Raw genomic sequence first — 21,614 nt, forward strand, 5'->3', positions numbered from 1 at the left:
CGTATTCTTGAACTCTTGCGACCGGAATCTTATCCATAAATCCGCGCGTTACCGCGAAAATTTCCACGACTTGTTCTTCCACAGGATACGGAGAAGAAACGGGCTGCTTGAGCATCTGAACGATTCTGTTTCCGCGATCCAACTGCGCTTGGGTCGCTGGATCGAGTTCGGTTCCAAGCTGAGCGAATGCTTCGAGGTCGCGGAACTGCGCGAGTTCGAGTTTCATCTTACCGGCGACTTGTTTCATCGCTTTGATCTGCGCCGCGGAACCGACGCGGGAAACCGAAATCCCCACGTCCACCGCAGGACGGAAACCGGATGCGAACAAGTTGGACTGGAGATAAATCTGTCCGTCGGTGATCGAAATCACGTTAGTCGGAATGTATGCGGAAACCTCACCTTCTTGAGTCTCGATGATCGGAAGCGCAGTCAAAGACCCGGCTCCGTATTTGTCGTCGAGTTTAGCCGCTCTTTCGAGAAGTCTTGAGTGAAGGTAGAATACGTCTCCGGGATACGCTTCACGACCCGGAGGACGACGAAGCAGAAGAGACATCTGACGATAGGCAACCGCTTGTTTAGAAAGGTCATCGTAAACTACGAGAGTCGCTTTCTTTTCGTTATACATAAAGTATTCCGCCATGCTACATCCGGAGTAAGGAGCGATGTATTGAAGCGGAGCGGGTTCAGCGGCAGTCGCGGAAACCACGATCGTATATTCGAGTGCGCCTTTGTTGCGGAGCATTTCAACTGTGGAAGCGACTGTGGAAGCTTTTTGTCCGATCGCAACGTAAACGCAGATAACACCCGCGCCTTTTTGGTTGATGATCGTATCGAGTGCGATGGAAGTTTTTCCGGTTCCACGGTCACCGATGATGAGCTCTCTCTGTCCGCGTCCGACGGGGATCATCGCGTCGATCGCTTTGATTCCTGTTTGCATCGGTTCGCCTACGGGTTGTCTCATCGCGATTCCAGGAGCGGGAGATTCAACGGGTCTGGTAAGTTTTGCGTTGATCGGCCCTTTTCCGTCGAGGGGTTCACCTAACGGGTTTACTACGCGGCCCAGAAGCTCCGGTCCTACCGGAACTTCGAGAATGCGGTTCGTTCTTTTTACGGTGAATCCTTCTTGGATTGCGAGATAATCTCCGTAAACGACCACACCTACGGAGTTGTCTTCGAGGTTGAACGCCTGACCGAAGATTCCGTTTTGGAACTCGACCATCTCTCCGGACATCACGTTTTTGAGTCCGTAAACCCGAGCGATACCGTCACCGATCTCGAGGACCGTTCCGACTTCTTCTACGCTGAGGTCTTTCTTATAATTTAAAATTTCCTGTTTGAGAACGGACGTAATTTCGTCTGTTTTAATTTTCATAGATGGCTCCAACCGGTAATTTCTTTTCCAGCATGGCTTTCTTGATTTCCTTGAGCTGGGAAGCGATTGACTTTTCGATTTTTAAGTCATTGAATTGTACGACAAATCCGCCCAGAAGAGACTTATCTTCCGAGACTTCCAGAATGAATTGCGATTTGAATTTTTCCGAAAGTATGGATTCGAGTTTGGTGATTTGAGAAGGTTCTAAAGAAGGATAACTTCTTACTTGCGCGCGAACTCTTCCTTTCTTCTTATCCAGCTCTTCCGTAAACTGCTTTTGAATGTCCGGGAAACTGATAAATCTTCCCTTGTTTAAAAGCACTCCGAGAAAGTTCAAAGTCGTCTCTGAAACTTTTCCCCGGAGATTTTTTACAAGAATCGTTTCCTTCTCCTCGATCGATACGGTCGGAGAAAGAAAGAAATTCCTGATCTTTTCCTCTTGAAAAAGAAGCTGAACTAAATCCGCGAGTTCTTGTTCCACTTCTTCCGGAGCGGAACTCGCTCCCAAAAGGGCGGACGCGTATATTTTCGAGACACCGGAGTCGTTCATTGTTTTATGCGCTCAGTTTTTTGAGTTTGTCTAGTTCGTTTTCAACGAAAGCTTTGTAGTCTTCGCTTTTGAGTTGTTTTTCCAAAACTTTACCCGCAACGGAGATCGTCATATCGACGAGCTGGGATTGCAGTTGTTCCAGAGCTTTGCCTTTCGCGAGTTCGATCTCTTTCACTGCCTGTTCTTTCTGAGCTTTCACTTCTTGGTTTGTTTCTTCCAAGAGTTTGTTCTTCAGTTTCAGAGCATCGGACTTGGCTTCGGCGATCATCGCATTTGCTTCGTCTTTCGCAGAGTTCAACCTAGCTTCGTAATCCTTCAGAAGAGCTTCCGCTTCCGAACGGAGTTCTGAGGCCTTTTTGATATCGTTCTGAACGGTTTCGGCTCTTTCGTCGAGAGCATTCAGAATTACATCCCAGGCAAACTTTTTCAGAACTAAGACTACGACTAGAAAGGTAACCAGAGTCCAGACTACCAGACCCGGGTTCACATCTAGGAGGCTTAATCCCTTAGCAGCTAAGAGTACCAAGTTTTACTTTCCTTTTTCTTCGGTTGCTGCAGTTGCAGAAGCTTTAGTTTGGTTCGCAACGGTAGCTTTCAGACCTTCGTTCAGAGTTCCCGCAGCTTGGAAAGCGATCACGAGAGCGAACAGAGCGGCACCTTCGATAAGAGCTGCAGCGATAATCATTGCAGTTTGAATTTTTCCGCCAGCTTCCGGTTGTCTTGAAATACCTTCAGTAGCAGAACCACCGATTCTTCCGATTCCGAGAGCTGCTCCGAGAATTGCGACTCCAGCCGCGATACCCACACCGATATATCCTAATCCAAATTCCATATTGTCAATTGACTCCTTGTTGATTCAATATTCTCTAATCAATGCCTATGCATGCTTAATCCCACGAATAAGGAAGTAAGCAATACGAAAATATACGCCTGAAGGAAAGCCACGAAGATTTCCAAGACGTAGATGAGTCCCGAACCGATCACCGAAACGGGAACGATTCCCCAAGACTGAAACTGAAAGATAAAACCCATCAAAGCGAGAATGATAACGTGTCCCGCGGTCATGTTCGCCAAAAGACGCACGGTAAGTGCGAATGTTTTTGCCATCGGAGAAACGATGAACTCCAAAGGCCACATGATCAAATAGAGCGGAAGAGGAACTCCGTTTGGAACGGAATGCCAGATGAACTTCGGTCCTTGATAAATGAAACCGGCGGTATAAATTAAGAACATGGTAAGAAGCGCAAGCGTCATCGTTACGGAAATATCTCCGGTTACGGTGATACCGCTCCAGATCTTTGCGGCGAGAGGCGCTTCGTGATGTGAACCGTGTCCGCCGTGCGCCGCAATCAACTGGTCGGGAACGGGCGTGATCAAACCGATCTTAGTCGCCGCAATCGCTCCGTATTCTTTACCGACAACGAGCAACTCGCCGACGGAAGGAACCAGCCCCATCAAGTTACAAAATAAGATAAAGAAGAACAGAGTGAAGATGTAGTGATAGTAGCCGTGACCGTGTCCGTGCATACTTTCGTCTACGATGTCCTTACGTAAGAAGTTTACGAACACTTCGACCGTGTTTGCGAAACGGGACTGAATCTTCAGAGGATTCTTTGCGATGATTCTCGCCGCAGGAATAAAGATGATAAAAAGAAGAAAGGCTACGATCCACATCATCGTGACGCGTTTCGTAATGTGCATATCGAATCCGCCCACGTAGTGGAAACGTTTTCCGGTTTCGTGGTCGGTAAAGATCGCCGAAGCAGAAGGATCAAAACCGGTCTCTCCCTCGAAAACCTGAATCCCTCCGAAATTGAGCGGGAACTCGGCGTTGTCCATCAAGTGATGAACGATGACTTCGTTTAGATCGAAGGCTGCTTCGTGAGAAGATTCCTCGGATGCAAAAATCGGGAATTGAAGTAATACGATTAAGAAAGCAAAGAAGATAAACTTTTTTGTCATAAAAGAAGTCTTGTTAAGATTCATTTGTTCGAGTCAAAAACGGAACGGTGAAAAACGAACCGCTTGCACAGAATTGGCGACATTCCGGCCTTCTTTGTATGTATAAGCGATTCCGGAATTCAGCTCGCGAATACAACTATTAGAAAGTGGCTGAAATGGGCAATCAAAAAACCAATTATAAGATCAGAACTATCGTTCTGTGAAACTGTTACCCAAAGGCCGATTCCGTTGCAAAAGAACGATGCTGCCATTATGCCCATCTGCATTCCCACACCTTTTTCGGGAAATTTAACGATCGCGAGAATTTTTAAGAGATAAAAAGGAACAAGCAAACACAAGGCGAGAATGCTTCCGGAAAGAAATTTCCTTTCGGGATAAAAGATTTCGTAACCGGTAGCTAAGGCAAGAATCAAAACGGCAAGTCCTAAGAGATACTTCTTCCAGCTCATTTTTGTTCGTTTCCTCTTTGCAGTCGTCTACGGTTCCAAGAAGAATCAAGATCTTCCGGGGGCCATTCAATTTTGATTGTGGAAATGGGGATTTGTGGTAGTTCCTACGTTTTTCGGCGAGAAGAAGAGGCCAACGTAATTCGAGAAATTCGTGGTAGTTCCCACACTTTACCGTTGTTCAGTCGATTTGTATGAGTTCCCACACTTTACCGTTAGTCAGTCGTTTTGTATGAGTTCCCACACTTTGCCGTTAGTCAGTCGATTTGTATGAGTTCCCACACTTTACCGAAAAACGGTCGAACTTCCTCCTTCTCCCTTTAACGTTTTGGAGATGAAAGATTCGGTTTCGAAGCCGGCGGAATCAAGGAAGGATTCAAGGCGGGACCATCCCAAATCATTTTGATGAAATCGGGATCGGAACGAAACGCGTTAAAGTCGGAGTCGTTTTCAAAGTCCACGGTTTCTTTTCCTAGAAACAAAGCGATCTTCATGTATTGCAGCATTTCTTGTTTGTTTCCGTTCAATGCGTGCAGACAAGCGAGATTGAACGCGAGCCTTGCATCGCCGATCGGATTCGGAATCATCTTTTGAATGAGAGGAAGAAAACGATCGTCCTTGCTTTCTCCCGTATACGCAATCAGGTCCGCGACAAAGTATTCGCGTGCGGAATAAAGATTTCCGCTTTTGGTTCCTTTGATCGTAATATCCCCGATTCCTAAAAACGGAATCGTTTCGGCATAAATCGAAGCGATGAACGCCGCGGCTGCCCAATCCTTTTGTGCGATCTGCGAATTGAATCGACTCGCGGTTTCGGCGAGAATAAAGTTTCGAAGCGATTCCTTGGTTTCGATCGAATCCCCTTGAAAACTTTCGAGATGAGTAACGTATTCTTTTTCGGCGAGTCTTCGGTCTTGGCCGGAAGACCGCTCCAATTTTTGGACGGAACTCCGCCAACGTTCCGTCGCGGTTTCAACCGGAAACAAGAGCGCACAGTTGACAAAGAATCCGATTCCGGTTCCCGCGAAGAATATTAGAAAAATACGTTTTAGATTCATAAAAACAAATCGACCGACAAGGTAACCACGAAAGAGCCGAAAAGTTTCTTCGTTTTTTGCAGAGTTCGATTTTTTTTGAAAGAGAAGTTTGAATTCCGACAGGCACAAATCGGAAGAGCGCAAACTCGCGTTTAATGAACGGTGGTTCAGCGAAACGGTCGGGCGATCCAAGAAATAACGATTCGATTTAGAAAGTCGTATCTACGAGAAATTCTTCCCATCAAAACGATCGTTTCGATTGAAAGAAAGAGGATTCTTGGAAAAAAGTCGGAACTACGCTACTTCTTCAGTGTCGTTCTATAAATGATGTAGTAAATTCCGTAGGAGAATCCGAGAAGGCAAGCTCCGAGCAAACCGAACGGAGAAGAATGAAACTTCGTATCCAAATAATTTCCAAGATATACCGAACCGACGACAATCACCGCGAATTCCATTCCAAGACCCGCAAATTCCCAGGGAGAAATTTCTTTTTCCTTCGATTTAGATTCCTTTTGAAATCCGGAAGGATCGTTTTCCTTGCCGGAGGATTCTTCTTTTCCGGACGGTTCTAAATTTTTCTCAGACATAACGCCTAACGCAGAATCTTGCCGATTCGATTCCAGCGCACTTCCATTCTCCAGATTCTATAACGAAGCGTGCGTTCGATCCAGCCAAGTTTGCTTTCTTCGCGGATTAAACCGATCTCGGAAGGATGACAGTTTTTTACGAGTTCTTCGCCTTGATACCGTTCCGCGAACTCCGGGCCTTTTTCGGAAAGTTCCTTTCCGTTTTTATACTCGCAGACGTTGTCCTTCCAGTTGATGGAAAAATAAATGACGAGCGCTTTTCCGAGAATGTCCTCCCGTTTTACGAATCCCCAAGCGCGGGAATCGTGAGAATCGTCCCGGTTATCTCCCACGACCATGTATTGATTTTCGGGAATTTCGCACCCGATCGAAAAATTACATTCGTAACCGTCGAGGCGTTTTCTGTCTTCTTCGTAGCCTTCGAGCACGTAGTGTTCAAATCCTGGCTTTTTTTCCTGAAACAAGGTTCTGGTCGGCGCGTAAAGATTGTCCAAATCACCGAGGACGTCCCCCTCTTCCACTTCTACCGGTTCGTAGTTTTGAAACGTTTCCGATCCCTTCTCCTTGTATTCGATCACGGAGTAGTTCACGTTTCCCTTCTTTGTGGAAAGAAATTTAGAGGTGATTCGAATCGTATCGCCCGGCAATCCGATGACCCGCTTGACGTAGCGCTTTGCAAAGAATCCGTCCCGGCTGTCGCCCAAACTCAGAGCGCGCAACGGCGGTGCGAAGGTTACGATGTCTCCGCGTTTCGGATCGTCGATCCGAAAGAGCTCCGCTTCGGTGAACGGCATCCGAACCGAGTATCTCATCTTGTTTACAAAGAGAAAATCCCCGATTTTTAAGGTGGGGATCATCGATCCCGATGGGATATTATTCGCGTCTAAAACCGAGGATTTGAAGGCAAATACCAGGATCACGATCAGAATAAAGGAAAAAGTAGAGCTGATGGGAGATTCTTCCCCGGAGGAAGAATCCTTTGTTTTTACCTCGGGTTCCTGCATAAGGGAAAGCAAAAAGAATCTCACTTCAGTTGTCAATCCTGCGTTAAAAATTCTATCGGTTTTTCAAAATCGGTCGATACTTCTAGCGTGAAAGAGCAGATAGACCGTAAACTCATCGAACTCAGAAGAACCCTCGTTTCTCTTACCGATCAGTATCCGATTTGCGGACTGAAAGGCGGCACCGAAACGGAGGATATGGACGCGGATGAAATCCGAATTCTCCATTTAGCGGCTAAGGATCTGGTTCCGGTCACCGTTAAAATCGGCGGCCCCGAAGCGAGGACGGATATCCGTATGCTCGTCAAAGAGGAGATCGAAGGAATCTGCGCTCCTATGATCGAATCCTCATACGCACTCAAAAATTTTATTCAGACATTGAAAAGCATGCTTACTCCCGTGAACTACGGCAAGGTTTCCAAGTCGATCAATTTGGAAACGATCACGGGTTATAAAAATCTGATGGAGATCGCGGATTCACGTCCTTTCGAGGATTTGGATCAAGTCACCGCGGCTCGCTCCGATCTCTCCGCTTCCATGGGTTTGATTCCGGACGACGAAGAAGTGATGCGGGTCACGAAGAACATCGTATATCTTTCCAGAGAAAGAGGAAAACGTACTTCCGTCGGAGGAACGATCACGAAGTCCAATTTCAGAAAGGTCGCCGAAGTCATCGGTCCCGACCTTATCAATTCAAGACACGTAGTCGTAAATACATCGGAAGCTTTGAAAAAGAATCCGGAAGAAGTCGCGGAAGCGATGCTCTTCTTTGAGATCGAACTCTACGATCTATTCTCCGTTTTAAAACCCGAAAAGGCGTTCTCTTATAAAAACAGAATGGAAACCAATCGGGAAAGAATCGGAGCCAGAAAGGTTCTCTACTCGATCCGATAAGAATGGCGAAAGACACCCGGGATCTGATCCTAAAAACTTCCCTTAAACTTTTTTCTGAACAAGGTTATCACGGAACCACGATGAGACAGGTCGCTTCGAAGGCGGGAATGTCTCTCGGGCTCGCGTATCGCTATTTCGACTCGAAAGAAGCGATCCTGGAAGGGATCATCGAATCGCATGATAAAATTCTAAAGCGATACGTCACGGACGAGGTGGTTTCCAATCCGAGCACGGAGGATCTGATCCAGCTCGTTTCGGAAAGTATCATCACCCTTGTGAAGGAAAACGAGGAATATCTCCGTTTGTATTGGAATCTGATGCTTCAACCGAAGATCCACAGACTCAAACGAAGAAACATTCACCTCGTGAATATGATCTTTTTTGAAACTTCCAAAAAGACGATCCGCGCCGTTAAACCGAACTACACCGAATTCGAGATCAAAAACCTCGCTTCGACTACGATCGGTTACATGATCAATTATCTTACCAACAAGAAAGAATTCTCCCTCGACGACTTTCGGAACTATCTCGTTTACACGCTGAAGAATACATAGAACGCGATTCATAGAGAGCGTTCTGCTGAGTTAACGCGATTTATCGAGTGACCCATAGGGAACGAGATTTGAGTTTAGAGAGCGTTCTGCTGAGTTAACGCGATTTATCGAGTGACCCATAGGGAACGAAATTTGAGTTTAGAGAGCGAGTTAGCCGAAAGGCAACGGAACTTTGTCGTCGGCTCTTTGCGAGGCATAGGCAAGCGTCCGGGAATTTGTCGTAGTTCCGACAAGTTTCGTCCAAGTAAATTCCACTTTACAAAAGAGGAATTTTATGTTAGTGGAAAATTGTCCGAGGGTTTCCCGCAAAACCCGCCACCTCCACCCGATGAGGGCGGGGGCCGCGCTTGTGTTACGGCGGATTGTCGGAACTACGACAAATTCTCCCCCAAATAATTCTCCTTGCCAGAGTCGCTTTGCCGGATAGTCTCATCCGTCGGAGACTCTCTGTTTGAAACGAATCTTACTCACGGAATCCTTTCCCGAAGGCGGTCAGGAAAAAACGGTGGCCGGTCCTTGCGAAGTTCTTTTGGAAGCGGGCGACAAACCGGCGGCAATTCCCGAACTCGAATGGCTTTGCAGCAAAGGACTCGTTTGGATCGATTTGGATTCGACGGAAGGAGAAGATCTCGATTTTCTTGCGAGAGAATGCAACTTTCACCCGCTCGCGATCGAAGATTGCATCAACAAAAACCAAAGACCGAAACTGGAAGAATACGGTTCGTATATCTTTATCGTTCTACATCGTTTTCAATACGACGCGGACAAAAAAATTCTCCGAAGCAACGAGATCCATATCTTTTATAACGAGAAGTTCGTGGTAACCGTTCATCAAAAGGAGGAACCGTTGATCGAACAACTGCGATCGCGTTGTATGACACAGGGCAATCCTCTTTCCCGGGGAACCGATCAGATTCTGTATATGCTTTTCGATCAAACGGTGGATTCCAACTTTCCGATCCTCGATAAGATGAGCGAGGAAATCGTACGGATCGAAGCGCAGATCCTCGTAAACCAAGACAGCCAACAGACGATTGCGGGTATTCTCTTTTTAAAACGGAATCTTACGCGCATTCGAAGGGTTCTTTCCCCGCAACGCGAAATTGTGAACAGTTTAATCCGAAGAGACGGCAATTTTTTAAGTCCCAAGATTCAGATCTATTTCCGGGACGTTTACGATCATTTGAACAGGCTGTACGAAACGATCGATATGGATCGGGATCTTTTGGGAAACACGATGGACGCGTATTTTTCGGTGATCTCCCAAAGAACGAACGACGTCGTTAAGCGACTTACGTTGATCAGTTTGATCTTTATGCCTCTGACCTTTCTTACCGGATTTTTCGGAATGAACTTCACCGCCATTCCCTATGACAGCGTCCCGTTCTTATTCTTTACGGTCGCAGGCGCGGCTTTGATCCCTCCGGGAATGATATATTGGTTTCGAAAGAAACACTGGTTCCGGGATTAGTTCACGTTTTCTCGGAATTTTTCCTTTAATACGGAAACGTATTCCCTTCCGACGGGAAGAACCGTTTCGTCCTCGTCGTTCAGAAACACCTCGTATCCTCCGCCCGCGTTCGATTTCATCCCCGAAATATATTCCAAATTAAGAATATACTTTTTATGAATTCTCACGAAACGATCTCCCGGAAGTTCCTCTTCCAAATCCCCCAGAAGTTTCGGAGTTTCATGATCCTTGTCCGTGCTGTGCAACACGCATTTTTTTCCGTTTGCCGTCAGATACAAAAGTTTGGAAAGGCTGAGACGGTGCAAAATACCCGATTCCCGGAAAAACAAAAAGGCTTCGGCCTTGTTTCCTTTTTTGCGGACGGATAGAAATTCCTCGACTCGGGTCATCGTCTCACGAAAACGTTCGCGGGAATACGGCTTTAACAGATAATCCAAAGCGCCCGCCTCGAAGGCGCGCAACGCGTGATCCCGATACGCCGTCGTAAACACGAGCGCCGGAGCGGGTTTGCCCTTCTCCTCCAAAACCTGAATCCCCGATTTTTCGGGTAGATTCACGTCGAGAAAGACAAGATCGAAATTCTTCCGTTCCAAAACCTCGAGCGCTTGACGGCCGTTACCGGCAACGGCATCGATCCTAAAGGAAGTCCATTCTTCCAGATATTTGCGGAGGAGCTCCCTGGCAGGAGCCTCGTCCTCCACAATCAAAACAGAATATAATAAATCTTTCATACGGAATATTCCAAAAGAACCGTGGTCCCTCCGGTCTCCCCTTCTTCCAATTTTAATATGGCGTCCCGGAAATTGTAATCCAGTCTCGCCTGAATGTTTCTCAAAGTGCTTCTTATCGCCTGCATTCCGAATCCTCCCCCGGGCCCGGAATACTGTCTTCTCGACGTGGAAATCGTTCCGTTGTCCTCGATCGAAATCCGTATCTTTCCGTTTTTAATCTCCGCGCTTACGCAGATCTTCCTCTGAACGTCTCCGGAATTTACGGAATGTTTGAAACTGTTCTCGACCAAAGGCTGAATCGACAAAGGAGGAATCGAAATTCCGGAAAAGTCCCCTTTGCTTTCCATTCTAAGCTCCATAAAATCGGCGAAGCGGATCTTCTGAAGTTCGAGATAGTTTCTCGTAAATTCCCATTCTTCCCGAAACGAAACGAGTCTTTCGGAATGTCTTTCGGTTAAAAAGCGATACGAATCCGATAAAAGAAGAATCGCACGATCCGCCCTCGAGGGATCGATTTCCAAAAGAGCGTGAATCGTATTCAAAGTATTGAATAGATAATGCGGGTCCATCCTCGATTGAAGCGCGGCGTAGTGAAGTTCCTTGAGCGCGCTTTCGGATTCCTTCTTCTTTTCGATGAGAATCTGCATGGATTTTTCCAATACGGAGATAAAGAGCGCGAGGATCAGGGAACTCAAAAGGATATTGTACGAACCGCCGTGATGTTTCCCCGGCGTTTCATCGGTCAACGCGATCGCGTGAAGAATTCCTCCGGCGGCAACTCCCACGATCGCCGCAAAACAAGACGCTAATATTAAGATAACGCCGGATTTTATAAATCCGTGTTTTTGTCCGGAAGAATTCAAGGACTCCACGGTCATCTCCACGATCCCGCAAACGAAATGTGTGGTGATCTGGGTAGCGAGAAAGACTTTCCAAAAGGGAGACTCGGAATTGTGCGCGATCAAAAGGGCGTTCATGGTTCCGATGACGGTGTTTATGGAGAACCAGAAAAAAAGTTTAAACCAGCGTATGCGCTTACCGGAGTTCATTTTCAATTCACCTGCTTAGTATAAACATTGGAACGCACAATTTATTTCCCGTCATTCCGGATTTCATCCTTTAATTCCTCAAAACCTGCGTTTCATTTCCCAAGAGCATACTCTTTTGGGAAAAGAATTGCCAGCGTTTGTTTTTTTTAAGAGGAAAAGAAGAAGAATGAAATCGCATAAAAAATTGACGGAAATAACTTTTTCCCGGCTACTAACGGTTCAGAGGAATCATGAAAATACAATCGATCCGTTTCATTCTAATATCATCGTTCTTATTGACTGCTGAGACCATGTTTGCAGAACCAGTTGTTACAACAAAAAAAGACGAACCGGACGCCTACTACGGGCTGGACGTTCGTGGTGTTATCTCGCCGTCCTACGGGGAAAAGCTGGGCAGCGACAACTCGGGGACCGCAAACAACGGTGCAAACCCGTATATGAACGCGAACGACAGAGTCGGATTCTCCACTCCTTGGACCTTATTGATGATCTCGAAGACGTTTCAGGAAACCGGAATACAAACCGAACTTTGGGGAGAATTGGTCCGAAACGCTCAACTAACAGCGGATACACGATTGGACGGAGGAACGAAGCCGAATCCTTATGTGATCGCTATCCGCAGAGCGAGTATTAAAAAAACGTGGGAAACGTCCGCGGGAAATTACACGCTCAACTTCGGAATGCAGGAACTGCCTCACACTTACACGCAGTGGAGCAACTATTGGAAGTGGAGATATATCGATCGCGGACCTCTCGAATCCCTCGGTTTTTCTCCGCAGCCGGCCGACATCGGGCTCAGCGCGACCGGAAAATGGTCGATCGTAAGCTCCCAGCTGATGCTGAGCAACGGAGAAGGATATCGCGAGGCCCAGAACACCAATTCGGCGGGAATGGATATATCCTCGCGCGTGTCCGTTGAACCAGAGTTAGGCGAGAAAGGAAAAGCCGGATTTCATCTTTTTTATAGAAGGGAAAACGCGTTCGGAGCGCGGAAAAACGAATGTTACGAAGGAAAAACCAGTTGCGTGCGAAACGATCTCGATCCGAACACGAGCTACTTCAAGAGCAACCGTTCCCTTCAATCGGACACGGCCGGTTCCGAATTCGATTTAATATGGAACGGCGCGGTTCAACTGAATTTCGGGATCGGCGCATTCTTTAAAAGACAATACGCGGGAGAACTCCGCGATCGTTTCCAGCCGTTTGCTCCTCCTGCCGTTTACGGAAAGGATCGATTCGGGAGAGGCGCTTACGCTTGGTTCTCCGTCGGAATCGGCAACTTTTCCATTTTAGGAAGAATCGAACGCGGAACGGGGAATAACGGAATCGTAGGAACGACCGATTCCCAGCAGAAGGAATGGATTCCGGGAACGGGAGTTCCCGTTTCCACGCAGACGCTACCGACCGCCTTGGCGGCCTCCGTCCCCGAAACGTCGAACAACGGTTATGCGAGTAAGAGTTCTTTCCGAAGGGTCAGCGTCTTTTTCGAGTGGATCGTAATGCCTCAGTTTAGAATGGCGCTCGGTTATGTGGAAAACAAGAATTTCGATTCCAGAGGAATCGCACAGAATTCTTACATCGACGTGAACGGGACCGAAAGAACCGAACGGGAATATTTGAATCAGTTTAACGGAGCCGGCGGACCGGGAATTCTTTCCTATTCCGCCTTAGATAGACAGATTATCTTAAAGACAACGATAGAGTTTTAAATTAGGAGATTGTTATGAACCGCAAATTCAAGATCGCATCGATACTTCTCTCGCTTACGATGACCGGAAGTTCGATCGTTCTTCTGAGTCAGGAATCGAAAACGGGAGACGCAAAGGTCGGCTTTTTATTAGGAAAAGCTCATGTTCAAAAGACCGGCAAAACCTCTTGGGAGCCTCTCAAATCGAACGATTTCGTGGACGAAGGAGATTTGATTTCCACCGGAAACGGGTCCAGGATCACCATCGTTTACAAGGGTTCCGAATTCAAGATTCAGCAGAACAGTAAGGTAAAACTCGCAAGTCTTCACGGTGAATCGAAGGACGGACGCGTCGAAGTGAATCAAGGTTTCGCCTGGTTCAAAATCGTGGGACTAAAAGGCAAAAAATTCGACGTGGCGACAGCGACATCGACCGCCGGCGTTCGCGGAACTTCCTTCTCCGTTTTATACGATCCGAAAACGAAGGATTCTTCCTTTTGCACCTGCGAAGGGAAAGTATTGGTCTCCGATTCGGAAGGAAAGGAAATTCTTCAGGAAAAGGGAAAAGGAACGTTTGTTTCTCCCAAAGATTCCGATATGAAGAAAGTTGAATATGAAGGAATCATAAAGAAGCTGAAAGCTCTGTCCGGTTTCGAAGCAAGATTAAAAAAGAACGTTTCCTTAAAGAACTGTCTTTCTTGTCACACTCCGGAAGGTTGGACTCCTCCCGACGACGTTCAGAAGGACGAGACCTACGGTAAACAATAAGTTTCTCTTTAACCAAAACCAACATCCGCTGTGCCCGGCTTCGGCCGGGTTTTTTTGTGCCCGAGAACCGCTTGACATCCGTTCGGCGGCGCCTTATACAATTCTCTTTCTTAGAAAAAAGGAGAAATTATGCACCCTGAACTACACATCAACTATCTGGCGGTCCTAGTTGCCGTCGTTGCGAACGTTATTATCGGCTGGCTCTGGTACGGACCGATCTTCGGTAAAGCCTGGATGAAGGAAATGGGCATTCCCTCTGATTTCGTTCCGAACTCGAAGGACATGTGGAAATCCATGGGGATTATGGTAATCGGTTCTTTTTTAACGGCATACGTTCTGTTTTATACCACGAACGTTTGGAGAGCGTCCTCTTGGAATGCGGGCGAAGACAGCCCCGCTTACGTCTACGGATTCTTTTCCGGATTTTACACTTGGCTCGGATTTTACGTTCCGATGTTGCTGAACGACGTGGCCTTCGAAGGCAGATCCTGGAAATTTTTCGGAATCGGCGCCGGATATAATTTTCTCGCCCTTCAAGCGGTGGCCATGATTCTTTCCTATTGGAGATAAATCCGAAACGTTCGGGCGCTTCTGCACGCTTGCAAAAAACGTAATATACGATACTACGCAAAAGGCGCGCAGACCAGGCTTGTTACGCGCTCCGGCTCTCGCCTTCGGTCGCCTCTTTCCGAGGCGACTGCTTACGCCCGCTCCACATCCTTAGCGCGAAGAAAATTAAAACATCGCTTCTATGATCGTTCGGCTACGGACAGGTAATCAAGACGCCCGGATCCGCAGCGGCAGGCCCCCCCGATGTTAAACGAAGTCCTCCGAAAACGTACGGATACGGTTCCGTATCCACGATCGGCAGAGTATAAAGATAAGAATGTGTCGTTTTCGTAATGATTCCGCAAGCAGTTCCGTTGGTCGGATGCGTTAGCGCGGGCAAACTGATGCTCGCAGGAAGCGGAATCTCCTTCAACACGTTGTTGACCAAAGGAACGATCAAGGACGGAACCAGAGGATCCACCACGGAAAGAATTCCTTTCGGATCCAGACCGAACGGATTCGGCGCACCCGCTCCGGAAGAACCTTCCAGAATATCCAACGTGTAAGACAAGGTCGAACCGTTTGAAATTTTGATCTGCAACGCGTTGAGATTCGCATACGCGGGATTTCCCGTCGGATTGGAAAAGGTAACGAAATCGAAATCCGCAAGTCCTTTCAAACTCGCTCTGGCCGTGCTGATGAGATACGTGGAGTTATCCGCCCTCTTTCCTAAAATGGAAAGTTGAATATCGGTGAAGTTCACTTCCAATTTCGGTTTGGCGGTTCCCACAACCGGCTTTAACGTTCCGTTCGGAGCTTGAATCGGACTCACCTGAATGATGATATCGTCCGTTCCGCTGATCGCGGGAACAACCGCTCCCGTTACGGGATCGATTCCGATCAAAGACGATCTTCCCGGAGCGAGAATGTTAACGATCGGAGAAACCTTGATCAGCGATTCAGTCAATTGAAAGAGCGGATCGCTTCCCGCATACAGCTTGATCGTATCGATGAACGCCTTATCGATGCTCAGATCCAAAGCCCGGTTCTTCCAAAGATGATACGCGGCTTGTGTGATCGAGTCGACCGTCAAAGAAAGAAGAAGACCCGGATTGGCGTTGCTCTTGGAAAATTGATAGAGATTGCTCATGGCTCCGGTCGGCTTGCTGACTACGAAACCGCTCGTAACCTGATGCGAACGAGGAGAACCGATCGGACTTGCCGCGGAGATTCCGAGATCGATGGAACCCACGATTCCTTTGTTCAAACCGGTTACGCGCACTTGAGAATCCGCACCCAACTGAATCTTGATGTTCAACGCGAAGTTCGCCAAAGGCGCCGGAAGATAAGAAGGCAGAGCGATATTGACTCCCGGATTTTTCAAAGACCCGATGATGGAATTCAAAACGGACGGAGCCACGTCTTCGATAAAGTTGCGAAGCATCGAACGTGTGATAAGAGGAGTCAAAGCAGGAACCATTCCGTTCGCCGCTCCTTCCGTGGTTCCGGATAACCAACCCGCGATTCCGCTCGTCGTAGCCTCGAGAAGAACCGAATTCACTCTTCCGGTTCTATCCTTTACCGTAAGATTGTTCGACCAATCCGTCGTATTGAAGTTGGTCAAGTTCGTAATAGGAGTAAAAATGTTAAGCGAAGCGTCTCCGTTTGTATCTACGGTCAAACTCGCCTTTCCAGTCGTCGAACGATCCGCAGGCGGAGCGTCGTTGTAGTTCAAATATGCGGTCGTAGAGAATACGAAACGGTTTCCCGATCCGATTACTAAAAACAAGGAGCCCCGGCTTTTCGCGATCATAATCATGTCGACGGCGAGGGTTTTTCCCTTGAAGTCGAAACCCAATTCTCCCGTATTATTCGCGACCATAGAAACGCCGATGTTCTTGAGCCCGGGATAACCGGCGACGTTCGTATAAACGTTGATACCCGTGATATAAACGTCGATATCGAAGTCCGTGCAGTCCGTAAAGATCACGGTCGCGCAGCCTTCTTCCGTAAAACCTCCCGGGTTGTCCCCGGAGGGTCCGCAATAACCGTCTCCGAATCCCGTAGCGGAATCTCCATAGTAACGGATATATGCGGGCATGGTAAAACTTCCGATCCCATTGTAATCGATACAATAGCTCGATCTTCTCGCGGTCGTTTTATCGGAATCGGCAAATTGATTGAAGGTCTTTCCGTTTACCTTAAAATTTCCCGCGGAGAATCGTTCGAGAACCTTCGACAAGAAAGGCATCGCCTGCGCCTGATCTAAAATCAACGATCCGCCGTTGACGATCGGATTGTTCGGCGTCGTATTAACGTTTCCGTAATTGAACGTAGCGAATCGTTTGAACACCTTTCCGGAAGCGACGGTGATTTCGTAATAATAAACGTTCCCTCCGATATAAGGAGGAATCGCCGAAGTCGAAAGATTGGTCGTAAACGTAGAACTCATGTTACACGGAGAATTGCAGATGTTGATTCCCGACGTGTTCGGATCTCCCATGTGTTTAAGCTGGATGGATTGAATCGAGTTCGCACCGACGACCGGATTGTTAAACGTGGAAGTCAACGTCAACGTAGGAGTAGTCGCTTTGTTGAACGTGATATCGTTCGTTCCGCCGAGAGTGTTCGTAGTATTGATCTTGTTCGTCATCAAGTAGTCGGGTTCCGTGGTGAAACTCTGCGAATAGTTCGTAAGATCTCGACCGTCGATCGTTTTGGACGCGCTCGTTAAACTGAGAGTGTATTGTTCGTTGGTTTTAAATTCCCGATACGGATCGAAAACCAAACGCGAACTGGAAGCCCAGTAAAAAACTCCTCCCTTTCCCGGACCGGGCAGAACTCCGGCGCTCGGAGATAGGGACAAATCCGCTTGAACGGTTGTCTTGTTCATAGGATGAGAAAAACGGATCTCGATACTTTTATAACGATCCACGTCTGACGTGGATGAAATATAAAGAATCGCCTCGGGCGCCGCGGTGCCGAAGTTGGCAGGAAGATCCGTGGGCGTGTCCGTCTCCGTGTAAGGAGCGACCACGTTAGCCGAAACCGAAGAGTCGGTCGCCACTCCGAAAAGGGATAAGACGCTGTTCAAAGGAGAATTCGCGTTTTTCTCTCCCGAACAAGCCGATACCAAACATACCGCGACCGAAAGAATTCCAGATAGAATTATGCGTTTCTTTCCGTTCATCTTGATTACCCCGTTCTTCTCTGTATTTATTCTCATCACTACTGCACCGAAAACATAAAGTTCATATCGTCCCACAACGTCGACGTAGGTTGATCGTTGTTCCAATTGTCATACATGTAAAAACCGACGGGTGAGAATTTTCTTCCCACCTGATAGATATCCGCCATCTGACGGATCAAGGTTCCCGTCGAAAATAAAAACGAACGGTTCGTATCTTCCTTGTTCTGAATGATATCCGACCTTAAGAAATTTTTCACGTCTGCGAACAGATCCCTCACCGCAAAGGAAGGATTCATAAACATCTTCGATTCAAGATAACTGAAAAAACCGCCGCTCTCAGCGAGATAATACCCCGTTCCATACAAGGGTCTTCCATACGGAGACATCGCTTCCAGAACGGGAGGGAGGCTTTGCGTGAGAATGTTGGTGATCGTATACGATCTCGTATTATCCGCGTTGTAAAAAAGGGAAGAAGCCAAATTCAACAATTGCGTAATGTCGGCGCTGCTCGGAGAAATATCCAAAAGAAGGTTCAGAAGAAAATCCAAACTCGCAACGATCGACCAGCCGGAACTTCTGGAAAGATAATCCTTAAACAAATTCACGACGTCGTCCACACCGTTCCACAAAGGATCGAATATGTTCGTTCCGTTGACGGTCGGATAGTTCGCGACCTTATCTCTCCATTCCGTGAACTTAATCTCGATGTTGAACTGGGTCGCGGTCGGAGTTTCCGCCGTAAGTTTGATTTCCCCCATCACGAGTTTCAAACCGTTAAAGACCTTCGTCTTAACGTTCACGTTAGCCGGAAGACCGAGTTGACCTAAGAATTTCGTAAGGCCGGTAAGAAGCTGCGTTTTACCGATTAAGTTCAAAGCCCCGTCTTGAAAGCGTCTCGTGTTTTCGGAAAGAACGCTGATCAAGGTTCTATATTCCTGAGCGCCCGAACTCGTGATTGGATAGTATTCCATCACCGAAGCGACCGGATTCCGAAAACCGTCCGCCATTCCCACGATACGAACCTGCGTAAAACTCGGAGGCGTCGGATTCGTAGGATTGGTCGCGGTCGTATCGGGACCGAAGAACACGAGAGGTCTGGAAAGAATTTCGGAAAGGTTGGTAAGAAGTGTATAAGGATTTTTGAATCCTGCGGTCTGTTGACCCGAGACTTGATCGTCCATCGCTTTTGCTAATGCGACAACGAGAGGAGTAAGGGTGTTTCTCTGACTCCAATTGCTGTTCACAAGATCCGGAATCACTTTCGTGGAAGTCGTAAATCCCAATCGTTCCAAAACGGGAACGTTCAGCGAAATCACGGGAGGAAGCATACCGTAGATCAGCTCCGGACTCGGAACGATCAGGGACCAAAGAGCGGGATATACGAACGTAACTTGAAACGCCTGTTGACCGTCGGCTCCGAATCCCCAGCCTTCCAAAAGCATCACCGAATCTCCCGGAATGCTGGAAAGATAGGTAAGATCGGAACCGGCCGCGCTGTATGTTTTTACGTAGTTCGTATTGTCGATGGTCCAGCGGCCGTTGTCCGCCGCGCAGGAAGTAGGATTGCAGTTCGGTTTGAGATTCAGCATTCCCACCAGACCGTTTCCAATTGCGGTGATAAACAGAGCTTCTTCGAAGGCGACCGTGGCCGCAAGTTTAGCGCGAACGGGAAGAACGGCGACAAATCGTTTTTCATACAAAAGCCACTGGAGATTTTTGTAGAACGCTTCTTCGTCGCTGTCAACGGCACGCTGGGAATCGGTCTTTTGAATTTCGGAGATCGTATAAAACGTATTCGGAACGTTCGCTCCGTTCTGATAATTACCGCGCAACCCGACATATTTCGTGTTATTCGGAGCGGGCAGATTCAACTGAACCTCGTATCTATGCGTCTGCCAGGTCGGCTGGAAGAGAGTTTCGGATAAGTCGCTGTTCCGCGTGATCGTTCCGTCCGGAGAAAGATAATTTCCCGCGCCGTCTCTGCGATTTTTATTATAATAAGGTCCGTATCCGCCGTAGGTCACGCGTTTGATCCAATTCAGAGCCCAAGGAAGCGTTTTGTTGTAAACGCGATCGAAGTTCGCCGCGGCCGGATCGGTAACGGGAGCGGTAATCCCTCTCGCATTGTCCTCCAAAAGGGAAAGAACGCGGCTGTTCAAATCGAAAGAATGAACCGCGCCGTCCCGAAAGACCTTATTGCTGGCCTTACTTAAATTTGTAATATTCTTAAAATTGAATGAATCCGAAGAACCCATCACCGACCTTAAGGAATGAATCGCGTCCCCTACGGTCAATTCTCCGCCCGTGGTTCCCGTGATCCAATCGTTCGAAGTCGCCGCGGTATTCCAGGTAAAACCGTAGTTGTTCGCGATCGTTAGAACGACAAAGAGGGTTTCGAGAGCGGACATGGAACGGCTCGTTCCGTCGTAGGCGCGATCCTTACCGTCTGCGTCGATTCGGATCAATTCCTTGAGGGAATTGTCCACGTTGGACGGCGCAACGGCAAAATCCAACAAAGCCAGATTCTCCGCCGTTTTTTGCAAAAGATTGACCGGTGTTGCGGTTAACGTTCCCGTATCCAAAAGACTGCGAACGATCTGAAACGATTCCATTAGAAACGATTTCAGTTCCGCAGGATGTAGAGGATCGCTGTAATCCGCGTTGTATTGCGCTCCTCCCGCCGTGAAATACTTATCCAAATTGAAAACCAATTCTTTCATCGCGGTGTTCGGAGTCTTGAAATCGCTGAAGCCCGCGCGTTTGAACATCATTTCGCCCAAGTCGTAGATGATGGAAATAAAACCGTCTTTGAGGGACCGATCCGCAACCAACACCGGATCAAAAAAACCGTTCAAAAGACTTTCCACTCCCGCCCTTGCGTTTGCGTTTGCGACCAAACCCTTGTAACCGACGTCTTCGATCTCCACTAAAAGATCGCGCGTGCTTGTGCTTTTTAAATCGGATGCAAATTGTTGAATAGACTGAGTGACTTGATCCTTCGTTTTGGAAAGATATTCCTGACGAATCGCGTTAGCCGAAATCGGAAGAAGATTCCGAACCACTGGTTTCGGATACGCGCGGATTTTTTCAAAAAGGGGCTGAACGGCGTCGTAAGCTCCGGGGTTCGTGGTTTCCATTTTTTCGATCAAAGAGGCGCCGTCGGAACTCAAGTTTTGTATGCTGGAACGGCTGACCAAAAGCGCCGACTGGGCGGCGCGGAGGGTTCCGAGATTGTCTTCCCGGCTTGCTTTGGCGAGGTTATCTCCCAAAGCCTTGTTGAAATCGACGGGATCTAAACTGACAAAAAAGCTTTTGAGAACGGGGAATCCGTTCAAAACAGTAAATAGGGAAATTCCATCGTATGAATTGACGTTATCAAAGAAAATATTGGTGTCGTATTTGGTGGATTGCGGCTTACATCCGAGAACTAAGAGGAGCGTAATCGGAAAAGCCATTAGAATTCTATAAAATAGAATTCTATTTTCTGAAAGAGCGAGGGCAAAGTTCGACTTTCGATTGCTGTTTGTTTTCAAATTCATCCCTAAGATCCTCTTCGTCGGTTTCCCTGGAGGCATTTCCCTGTAACGTTCGTTACGGAGATTTATATATATACTAAATTCTAATTATTTTGGGAATATATGCAATTGTTTTTTTATATCAATCGTTCAAATTTTATATCGATCGCTACAGTATATGATAAAAAGCTCATATTTAAAATAACGATTGTTATATTAAGGGCAAGGGCTTCTGGACACAAAAAGGGCCG

At 47.4% G+C, this 21,614-nt stretch carries 19 protein-coding genes (1 of these 19 cut by a window edge); 6 read left to right on the forward strand and 13 right to left on the reverse strand.

The annotated features are described in order from the left end of the window. From atpA to lepB, 9 genes are all read right to left on the reverse strand, one after another. Positions 1 to 1,372 carry the 5' portion of a F0F1 ATP synthase subunit alpha gene (atpA, locus tag LFX25_RS12780; RefSeq protein WP_238730581.1) on the reverse strand. 140 nt of this gene lie to the left of the window's left edge, so 1,372 of the gene's 1,512 nt are visible here — the first part of the coding sequence; the start codon lies at positions 1,370 to 1,372; its stop codon lies beyond the left edge, outside the window. Continuing rightward, positions 1,362 to 1,922, reverse strand: coding sequence for an ATP synthase F1 subunit delta (gene atpH, locus LFX25_RS12785; protein ID WP_238730582.1), 561 nt, complete (start codon positions 1,920 to 1,922; stop codon positions 1,362 to 1,364). The genes atpA and atpH overlap by 11 nt, the downstream gene beginning before the upstream one ends. A gap of 4 nt (positions 1,923 to 1,926) precedes the next feature. Further along, the gene (locus LFX25_RS12790; protein ID WP_238730583.1) at positions 1,927 to 2,448 is read right to left on the reverse strand and encodes a F0F1 ATP synthase subunit B; all 522 of its coding nucleotides are present in this window, start codon (positions 2,446 to 2,448) and stop codon (positions 1,927 to 1,929) included. A 3-nt stretch (positions 2,449 to 2,451) separates the two neighbouring features. After that, positions 2,452 to 2,754, reverse strand: a complete 303-nt coding sequence (locus tag LFX25_RS12795; RefSeq protein ID WP_020774010.1) for an ATP synthase F0 subunit C — start codon at positions 2,752 to 2,754, stop codon at positions 2,452 to 2,454. A 38-nt stretch (positions 2,755 to 2,792) separates the two neighbouring features. After that, positions 2,793 to 3,908 (reverse strand): F0F1 ATP synthase subunit A, encoded by a 1,116-nt coding sequence (atpB, locus tag LFX25_RS12800; protein ID WP_238730584.1) that lies wholly within the window; start codon positions 3,906 to 3,908, stop codon positions 2,793 to 2,795. A gap of 95 nt (positions 3,909 to 4,003) precedes the next feature. Continuing rightward, a complete protein-coding gene (locus tag LFX25_RS12805) occupies positions 4,004 to 4,333 on the reverse strand; it encodes a hypothetical protein (protein WP_238730585.1) in 330 nt (109 codons plus the stop codon). Positions 4,334 to 4,650: 317 nt separating this feature from the next. Continuing rightward, positions 4,651 to 5,388, reverse strand: coding sequence for a TPR end-of-group domain-containing protein (locus LFX25_RS12810; protein ID WP_238730586.1), 738 nt, complete (start codon positions 5,386 to 5,388; stop codon positions 4,651 to 4,653). A gap of 278 nt (positions 5,389 to 5,666) precedes the next feature. After that, positions 5,667 to 5,954 (reverse strand): AtpZ/AtpI family protein, encoded by a 288-nt coding sequence (locus tag LFX25_RS12815; protein WP_238730587.1) that lies wholly within the window; start codon positions 5,952 to 5,954, stop codon positions 5,667 to 5,669. A gap of 5 nt (positions 5,955 to 5,959) precedes the next feature. Next, a complete protein-coding gene (gene lepB, locus LFX25_RS12820) occupies positions 5,960 to 6,958 on the reverse strand; it encodes a signal peptidase I (protein WP_238731596.1) in 999 nt (332 codons plus the stop codon). Positions 6,959 to 7,045: 87 nt separating this feature from the next. Here lepB and LFX25_RS12825 point away from each other — a divergent pair, with 87 nt between their 5' ends. The 3 genes from LFX25_RS12825 to corA all read left to right on the forward strand — a co-directional run bounded on the left by LFX25_RS12825 (position 7,046) and on the right by corA (position 9,874). Next, the gene (locus LFX25_RS12825) at positions 7,046 to 7,849 is read left to right on the forward strand and encodes an aldolase/citrate lyase family protein (protein ID WP_238730588.1); all 804 of its coding nucleotides are present in this window, start codon (positions 7,046 to 7,048) and stop codon (positions 7,847 to 7,849) included. Positions 7,850 to 7,851: 2 nt separating this feature from the next. Next, complete coding sequence (locus LFX25_RS12830; RefSeq protein ID WP_118956420.1) at positions 7,852 to 8,403, forward strand: TetR/AcrR family transcriptional regulator; 552 nt, start codon at positions 7,852 to 7,854, stop codon at positions 8,401 to 8,403. Between the two features lie 451 nt (positions 8,404 to 8,854). Continuing rightward, positions 8,855 to 9,874, forward strand: a complete 1,020-nt coding sequence (gene corA, locus LFX25_RS12835; protein WP_238730589.1) for a magnesium/cobalt transporter CorA — start codon at positions 8,855 to 8,857, stop codon at positions 9,872 to 9,874. On the opposite strand, the gene LFX25_RS12840 is transcribed toward corA, so the two are convergent. Together LFX25_RS12840 and LFX25_RS12845 are read right to left on the reverse strand one after the other, a co-directional pair. Then, positions 9,871 to 10,605 carry a LytR/AlgR family response regulator transcription factor gene (locus LFX25_RS12840; protein WP_238730590.1) on the reverse strand — a complete coding sequence of 245 codons (735 nt, stop codon included), beginning with the start codon at positions 10,603 to 10,605 and terminating at the stop codon, positions 9,871 to 9,873. The two genes, corA and LFX25_RS12840, sit on opposite strands and share 4 nt — an antisense overlap. Further along, positions 10,602 to 11,654, reverse strand: a complete 1,053-nt coding sequence (locus LFX25_RS12845; protein WP_238730591.1) for a sensor histidine kinase — start codon at positions 11,652 to 11,654, stop codon at positions 10,602 to 10,604. Before LFX25_RS12845 ends, LFX25_RS12840 begins: the two co-directional genes overlap by 4 nt. A gap of 230 nt (positions 11,655 to 11,884) precedes the next feature. On the opposite strand from LFX25_RS12845, the gene LFX25_RS12850 reads away from it, so the two are divergent. The 3 genes from LFX25_RS12850 to LFX25_RS12860 all read left to right on the forward strand — a co-directional run bounded on the left by LFX25_RS12850 (position 11,885) and on the right by LFX25_RS12860 (position 14,679). Continuing rightward, entirely contained in the window at positions 11,885 to 13,363 is a 1,479-nt protein-coding gene (locus tag LFX25_RS12850; protein ID WP_238730592.1) for a hypothetical protein, read from the forward strand. Positions 13,364 to 13,377: 14 nt separating this feature from the next. After that, entirely contained in the window at positions 13,378 to 14,109 is a 732-nt protein-coding gene (locus tag LFX25_RS12855; protein WP_238730593.1) for a FecR family protein, read from the forward strand. Between the two features lie 129 nt (positions 14,110 to 14,238). Then, a complete protein-coding gene (locus LFX25_RS12860) occupies positions 14,239 to 14,679 on the forward strand; it encodes a DUF1761 domain-containing protein (RefSeq protein ID WP_238730594.1) in 441 nt (146 codons plus the stop codon). Between the two features lie 193 nt (positions 14,680 to 14,872). Here LFX25_RS12860 and LFX25_RS12865 read toward each other — a convergent pair whose 3' ends face one another. Both LFX25_RS12865 and LFX25_RS12870 read right to left on the reverse strand, forming a co-directional pair. Next, positions 14,873 to 17,884, reverse strand: coding sequence for an Ig-like domain-containing protein (locus LFX25_RS12865; RefSeq protein WP_238730595.1), 3,012 nt, complete (start codon positions 17,882 to 17,884; stop codon positions 14,873 to 14,875). A gap of 2 nt (positions 17,885 to 17,886) precedes the next feature. Then, positions 17,887 to 21,387 (reverse strand): hypothetical protein, encoded by a 3,501-nt coding sequence (locus tag LFX25_RS12870; protein ID WP_238730596.1) that lies wholly within the window; start codon positions 21,385 to 21,387, stop codon positions 17,887 to 17,889. Positions 21,388 to 21,614 lie beyond the last annotated feature (227 nt).

Source organism: Leptospira sanjuanensis, assembly GCF_022267325.1.
GTDB lineage: Bacteria > Spirochaetota > Leptospiria > Leptospirales > Leptospiraceae > Leptospira > Leptospira sanjuanensis.